The 7,406-nt window shown below is 37.5% G+C and carries 6 protein-coding genes and 1 pseudogene; 2 read left to right on the forward strand and 5 right to left on the reverse strand.

Annotated elements, in window-relative coordinates; all coding sequences use genetic code 11:
• The 4 genes from AC5YCE_RS15260 to AC5YCE_RS15275 form a co-directional block, all read right to left on the reverse strand.
• The coding region (locus AC5YCE_RS15260) for an ISNCY family transposase (RefSeq protein WP_496171662.1) at nt 1-1,055 on the reverse strand (1,055 nt) is incomplete at its 3' end.
• A 141-nt stretch (nt 1,056-1,196) separates the two neighbouring features.
• Complete coding sequence (locus AC5YCE_RS15265; RefSeq protein ID WP_496172588.1) at nt 1,197-2,420, reverse strand: WD40/YVTN/BNR-like repeat-containing protein; 1,224 nt, start codon at nt 2,418-2,420, stop codon at nt 1,197-1,199.
• 72 nt (nt 2,421-2,492) lie between these two features.
• The gene (locus AC5YCE_RS15270) at nt 2,493-3,374 is read right to left on the reverse strand and encodes a hypothetical protein (RefSeq protein ID WP_496172589.1); all 882 of its coding nucleotides are present in this window, start codon (nt 3,372-3,374) and stop codon (nt 2,493-2,495) included.
• Nucleotides 3,375-3,387: 13 nt separating this feature from the next.
• Nucleotides 3,388-6,141 carry a type VI secretion system Vgr family protein gene (locus AC5YCE_RS15275; RefSeq protein WP_496172590.1) on the reverse strand — a complete coding sequence of 918 codons (2,754 nt, stop codon included), beginning with the start codon at nt 6,139-6,141 and terminating at the stop codon, nt 3,388-3,390.
• A 230-nt stretch (nt 6,142-6,371) separates the two neighbouring features.
• Here AC5YCE_RS15275 and AC5YCE_RS15280 point away from each other — a divergent pair, with 230 nt between their 5' ends.
• Together AC5YCE_RS15280 and AC5YCE_RS15285 are read left to right on the forward strand one after the other, a co-directional pair.
• Complete coding sequence (locus AC5YCE_RS15280) at nt 6,372-6,668, forward strand: type II toxin-antitoxin system RelE/ParE family toxin (RefSeq protein WP_481953958.1); 297 nt, start codon at nt 6,372-6,374, stop codon at nt 6,666-6,668.
• Between the two features lie 2 nt (nt 6,669-6,670).
• Nucleotides 6,671-6,961, forward strand: a complete 291-nt coding sequence (locus tag AC5YCE_RS15285) for an addiction module antidote protein (RefSeq protein ID WP_120368270.1) — start codon at nt 6,671-6,673, stop codon at nt 6,959-6,961.
• A 102-nt stretch (nt 6,962-7,063) separates the two neighbouring features.
• Here the strand turns inward: AC5YCE_RS15285 and AC5YCE_RS15290 are convergent.
• A pseudogene (locus AC5YCE_RS15290) lies at nt 7,064-7,406 on the reverse strand (ISNCY family transposase); the annotation flags it as partial.

Raw genomic sequence — 7,406 nt, forward strand, 5'->3', positions numbered from 1 at the left:
TATTGCCCAACTAATTTCTGGTTTAATTCAGTCGGTTCAAGCATATAAATACATTTGTCATAGGTCAGGGTTAGATTCTTGGTGACCTTACGCGGTTCCTGCCAGGTAAAAATATCATCCAGTTCAAGATCAGATTCGGTTAAGGGCCGATGTAAATTCTTTGAGTTTCTCGCACATTTGGCGAACCTCTGATTGAAATGCTCAATAAAGCAGGGTAGCCATGCATTGGCTTCAGCAATCGAACCGATGCCTTCTAGGCGCATCTCCTTGATCAAACGGTCCTGAAGGGTTCTATTCGCTCGTTCTACGCGGCCTTTGGCCTGTGGTGAGTTGGCGAAGATAATATCAATGTTTAACTCGTTCAGAATCCGCCCAAATTGCGTGATCTTGCTGTCTTGGCTCGATTTCTGATTGACTCGGAATACCGAGTGTTTATCGCTATAAAAGGCCAAGGGCTTCCCATATTGCTCAATGTAGGCTCGGGTTGAAAGCATGTAATCAAAGGTCGTTTCCGCTTCACAAAAGCGCAGATGCAACAGCTTTCCAGTGGCATCATCGATATAAACCAGCAAGCAGCATTTGGCGGCTCGGCCTTCAAACCAGTCATGATATGAGCCATCAATCTGAATCAGCTCACCCAAGCAATCCCGGTTATAGCGTGGCTGATATGGGCGTTTTAGACGTTTGGATCGCGGAATCCAGAGCTCATTTGCAGTCATCCAGCGCCGAAGCGTTTCTACAGGGATATTCAGGTCAAACATGCTGCTGAGCTTCTCATGCGCCAAGGTGGGTCCAAATCCGAGCAGATGTTCAGAAATAATGGAAAGGCACTTTGATTTTAATAACTCATCATGGCGATGATGACCCGGGTGACCACGACTGGCATGCGCCAGACCTGAAACACCGTCTTGATGGAGCTTCTGCAATAACCGGGTAATTTGACGAGTGGAAAGATTCAGGATTTCAGCAGCACGGACTTGGGTAATACGATGATCTCGAACCTCTTGCAGAACTGCAAGACGTTGAATTTCTTTATCAGACATAGTGATCAGCATCTATATTTTATATCCAGTCCATGATGATAAAAACCATCATAAACTAGACATTTTTATTGGTGAGAATATAGACAATTTAAATGGGTTCTAACATTTTAACTTCGCATAAGGTGTATTATGTTAATTTTAGAAAAACTTCACTTAAGGTAGCAGAGAGTTTAACTTAGTTAACTTTCTTGAAGATACTTTTCCACCTTTAAGCATAAATACCTTGTTTGTGTTCTCATCAAAAGTAGAAGCCTGAATCAAAGAGCCTTCTTCATCAATCTTCCAATTTCTTCCCTTGTCAAAGCTTACTGCAGCAATATCTCTCTGATATGGATAGCTATTTGAATTTTTAAAACCTGAACTGTATAGAACCTGATCTTTACCTATATATAATTTACCTAATTGTAAGGCATTCCCAATTTTTACTTTTTCAAGCCATTGGTATCTATTATTTTCATCTGGTGCAGCAACTAAAAATGTAGTTTCTGTATCTACTGCATCATAGGTTTTTTTCTCAAAATTATAGACCATCCCTAAAATATAGAGTTTTTCTCCTTCGCTATTAAGATCTACAATATCTGATTTTGGTAAAGTGAGAATGGGAGAATATTTATCTATATGATTATTCTTAGGGTCATTACTCCAAGGAAATTTATAAACCACACTTTGATATTGGCCTTGATCATTAAATAAATTAGAAAAATAAAAATCTTTTGTTTTTTCATCAAAATGATATGAGTTAAAAATCTCATCAATTCTAAAATCAAACTTAATTGCATTCAATTGATCAATAATCTGCTTTGGCATATGGATTTGTACCCATGTTTCTCCACCATCAGATGTGCGCCACAAAGTCTTCTGCTCACCTATGGCATATCCATATATGCCCGTTTCATCGAAAAGCACTTGTTTGACTTGTCTAAATGAAGGCCAACTTTTAAGTTGAGTAAAAGTATCTCCACCATCGACTGATTTAAATATTTTATACTGACGTGCTTTTCTAATTTGATCGTTTTCAGGAATTGTATTGGCCAATGTATAATCAATAAAGTATGTATTGATATAAATAGTATTTAAATCTTCTGTTTGCCACCACTGACCCGTCTGAGCTTTTTCTTTAAAAACTAATTTGTCAGGTTTTTCTTTCCCTCCAGATAATACTTCAACCGTCATTCTATTTAATCGCTGATTTGAGTCTTTCATCCATTCTTCTTTGAATTTTGAATCTACAAATTCGCCTTTTTCATTTAAGATATCAACAAATTCGATTTTTTCTTGGTCAATATAAAATAACAATGCTGTATCTTTGCTTTCATTAATAGCTAAGTTACCACCATTGAAATTATCTTTAGCAAAATCAAATTCAGTTGCCCACATTAAACTGCATCCTGTAAAGAAGAAAAGACTAAAAAAAATAAGGAAATATTTATTTTTGAACATAGATTAATCCTAAAACCATGATCTCACACCATCGACAGCATCATTAAAAGTACCTGCAACTTTATGTGGAAGTACAATTTTAGCTACTTGTACTGCTTGTGCCCAAGTCTCTAAATCCATCCATTCTTGAAGGTTAGGTTCAGCACTAATTCGTAGTAAGTCAGCCATTGGTACATCTTTCATTCCACCATCAATATAGGCGGGTACATGTGAGTTAAAAGCAAAAGTCTTAAAAGTCTTATCATCCAACTCAACAGTTTGCTTTGCAAAAGTCATTGTTTGACTGGCTTTAGGTGATAATTTGCAAGGCAACTTAATAACATTACCCTTATTATTCTGTCCTAAACCATCATCCATATAGACTTGCAAATATCTTCTAGCATTTACTAACCACTTTTTAGCCTCATTACTCTTCATACTCGGTAAAAGATAATTACCAAAGCGAGAACAATAGTAATAACCATAAGCACGATAATAGGTGGGTGGTAAGTGTCCACAAGTTGCTGTATGACGCTTCATAAAATCAGCATAACGAGACCAATTCGGATCAGCCCCATCTAATTTAAGCAGAGACTCTCTATTTAGAATTAGACGAAGTGTGATATCTAATGCTAAGTGCCAGCGTTCTTGTGTTTTTCTGACATCAATTAATACCTCAGCGTGATTTAAAAAATATCGGATATTAATCCCATTTTTTTTAACAACTTCACCTTTCTTTATTGGATCATCTTTATAAGGGACATAGTAATAACCACAGCTCCCATAAACAGATGGTAATGCCATATTTACAAGGGTATTACACTTTTCCTTCGGATTTATATAAACCTTAGCAACACTATTATTTCCAACAGGCGTCAAGCTTTGGTTTACACTTTTCTTTTGTTCAGCCATTTCATTTCCAAAACTAATTTTCATCTTCAATAAATTCAATAGAATTTATATTTAATTGTTTAGAGGACAAGGCTGTCTCTGTATAACCCTTGTCGTCAGTAATACCCTCCAACGTACTACCATCGCTCAAAGTTAAGAGGTATTTCGTATTTTTAACTGCAATATTTTTTGCTTCATCTAGTATCTTAACTTTTAGATCATATAGCTGATTTCCGACAATGCTTTTGTCCACCGATTCGCCCGATTTAAAAGTATGTTGTCCAGCTTTAGACTCATTAATACCACTGGTTTTAGAGTAAATTCCTGAATCTTTAATACTAATTTGTGAACTTCCGCCTGTAATCACAACTTCAGTCGGGCTTGTAATAAATACTTTTCCTTCTGTAGATTTGATATTTAAATCTTTCATTGAAATCAGATCCAAAGTATTGGAAATGGATTTCAGTAAAACTTTACCGACACCGGCAATTAAACTCGCATCTTCTCTTGCAGCGAAGAGACTAATTTTCTTACTCGCTTGAGCAATTAGGCTATTTTGAGTAGATAAATTAATGCTCTTACCCGCACTATGAACAATAAAACCTTTTGCTGAAGCATGAATGTCTTCTTCACTATTCATGCCTATACTCTTTGGTGAAGCCAGAACCATTACAGCAGATTTGAATGCATTCGCTTTTGATGTATCTTCAGTTGAAAGCTGTTCAATAAATTCTTGAAATTTACTTAAAATATCTAGTGATGTGCTTTCCAACTCAATAGCTGTTTTATTCAGTGCTGTGGCTTGAGTCAAGCTCGCTGCAAACTGTTCTTGAGTCACTTTGAGTTGTAACTGATCTTTAGATGCTTGAGTCTGCTGATAGGTACTTAATAGTAAACCTTGACCAGCACGTAAAGCACCCCATTGATCCGTTCTTAATTCAAATCCTTCACCACGGCCATCACTCATCGCTTGTTCTTTAGGATGACTCAGATTTCCTAAATTAAGTTGACTAGCACCATGACTACTATGCAACTGCGTACTAATTTGTCCCGTTGTATCATCAAAGCGAAGTTGATTAAATCCTTCACCAGCAACCTCTTTTGAACGGATGCCACTCAGTTTTTTGGTATCCGGAAGTTGTCCTTTGATATCAAACTTGGTCGGTGAACGTTCAGCTTCATGAATACGACCTGTGACAAAGGGACGATCTATATTGCCGTCAAAAAAATCGATAACAACAATTTCACCTATACGGGGTAAAAATCGAGCGCCATAGCCTTCACCGGCCCAAGGCGTCAGTACATCGACCCAAGCTGAGTCGGTATCATTGTCATTGGAACCTGAACCACCATCGTGAGTATGGTCTTCAAGACGTGTAAATAAAAAACGGACTTTAATACGACCCCATTCATCGACATGAATTTCTTCTGCATCATTATTGCCCACGACTTTTGCACGTTGTACATGAGCAGGTGGGCGATGTTGTAAAGGATCATATTCTGGAACAAGTGCTATATTTCGGCGTATGACGATTAATTCATTGGTTTGACGTTCTTCATTGTGAGCTTCGCTCACTTTCCAATGGCTTAAATGGAGCAATCGTTCAATATGTTCTTGAAGGTCCTTAGGGAAGTTATTTTGATTGTAAAAATGCTTATTTAGGATTAAAAACTCTTTATCACTACCGCTATGGTTTCTGTCTAATTCTGGATGGTCATTGAGTTGGAACCAATAGCCCACTTGTGTATCTCTCACACTGCTATGTACTGTGAAGTATTTAGCTTGTAAAGCTTGATATTGGTTTAACTGCTGATTCAGTTTATCTAATTGGCTGTTTGATGATTGAGTCGCTTGATCTTCACCATTCAAATCTCTTGTCCATGCTGGAGACACACTCCAGGCCTGTTCAAGGCTTAAACTTTCATTGTCACGTTGACTACTATGCTGGTGAGAACTTAGAACGGAACCACTGGCATCTTCTTGGCTTAGAACATCTGCTTGCCAGCGTTGTACATGTATAGCCGTGGGTTGTAATTTCCGCTCTGCAATAAAGCTGGTAATACTGTCCTGTTGTTCAGTAGCATGACTTCGATGGTAACGAATACTTCGACGATCTAATGATTTATATTGCCCATTGTCATCAATCAGGCGTAGCTTTTGCGCTTCAATGCTTTGGCTATTACTCGTAACGATATAACTAGACTCATCGACAAGCCAATTGATTCCTTCTTCTCTCATTAGACGAGTTAAGTATAAATAATCACTTTCATTCGATTGCATGGAGAATGGACGGATATCGTAATGCTTGGTTAGACCTGTACTATCCAGTTTTAAACTAGATGCAAAAAGTGGGCTCTTGTTCTGCCATTCTTTAAAGAGAATCTCAATAATCTCAACGACGCTTTTGTTCATAAAGACACGACTATTTCGTCGTTTGTGCCATAAGCTTGTTGGATCTTGCATGGTCAAGCGATAAAGCGTAAAAGCACCATCACTTTGTCCTTGGCTTGCTCCAGTAATAATCCCAGAGGTTCTAAAGAGCTTGCCTGAATCTGTGACTTGATCCACTGCGACCTGACAGCCAATAAATTGTTTTAATGAAATATAAGGGTTCGTTGATAAACAGGTTAATTCAGCAGAAAGACCATCATTGATACCATGATAGCCATCAATACGTTGCAACATTATTTGTGAATTCAGTTCCACATTAGAAAAATGAACATTAATGGCACGTTTTTGTGAGCCGAAGCCTAGGTTATCCAAAATGCCAAGGAGATTATTCAGCATATTTATTCTTAATTTTAAAGTTTCATGATTAACATCAGATTATACCTTTATTCTGATCATCATTTCACAGAAATAAGGGCGATTTGCTTGAAATTTCCACCAACAACATAGTCCATTTAACATAATGGCTGTTATGCGAAATTTACAAATTTTGTAGATGAATCTAGAGGGAAAATACTTGCTTTGTGTATTCGATCGAATACAATGAAGTGAGAACAGAAGGAAGCCTCATGATTGAAATTAAACGTCTGCCTGAATTTGATGAATGGTTAGATGACATTAAAGACAATATGACCCGTATTCGCTTGAACCGTAGATTAGATAAAGTTCAGCGTGGAAATTGGGGAGACATTAAACCTCTCCAAGAAGGTGTTTGGGAAATGAGAGAGTTCTTCGGTTCGGGTTGGAGAATGTACTATATCCAACATGGTGATGTTGTGATTGTGATGCTAGGTGGCGGTGATAAATCTACACAGCAAGATGATATCAAGCGAGCAGTCAAATTATCTAAAACATTGGAGGATTAAAAATGGTTAAAGTCGCTGATTTACCAAGTTTTGATATGGCTGAATCACTTAAAACTGAAGAAGATATTGTGATGTATCTCAATATGGTTCTTGAAGATAATGATCCTGCTGAATTAGCTCATGCTCTTGGTGTAATTGCTAAGGCTCGTGGCATGACCCAAATAGCTAAAGAAGCAGGGATTGGACGTGAGGCACTCTACAAAGCTTTACGTCAGGATTCAGCACCACGTTTCGATACTATTAATCGCGTAGTGAACGCTTTAGGTTTGAAGCTCACAGTACAACACGCATAAGAAATTAAAAAATATAGTAAAAATGGGAGCTTAAGGCTCCCATTTTTGTGTTATTCACCAATTAAAATGTCTATGCGATAAACCATTTAAAATGTCCTGTTTTTAACGACAAGAGTCAAGCACAGGATTCAACTTTCTTTGTTCAATACCGGCTTTCTGAGCTTTACGACTTGGCATACTTTTGTTTGTTCTTGAACGTTTATTCTGTTTTTCCAATGCTTCATGCTGCTGTTGAATATGCGCTAGAACTGAACCTAAACGTTTATTTTCAACAATCTCATTTTGCTGTAGCCCAGCCAATTTATTGAAGATGCTGTAGTTGAGCTTTCGTCCTTGATGCATGAGGGCCACAGTCCCATCCGGATACTCTAGAAATGAAATATATTGCCCAACTAATTTCTGGTTTAATTCAGTCGGTTCAAGCATATAAATACATTTGTCATAG

The sequence above is a fragment of the Acinetobacter sp. CY79 genome (genome assembly GCF_059515845.1).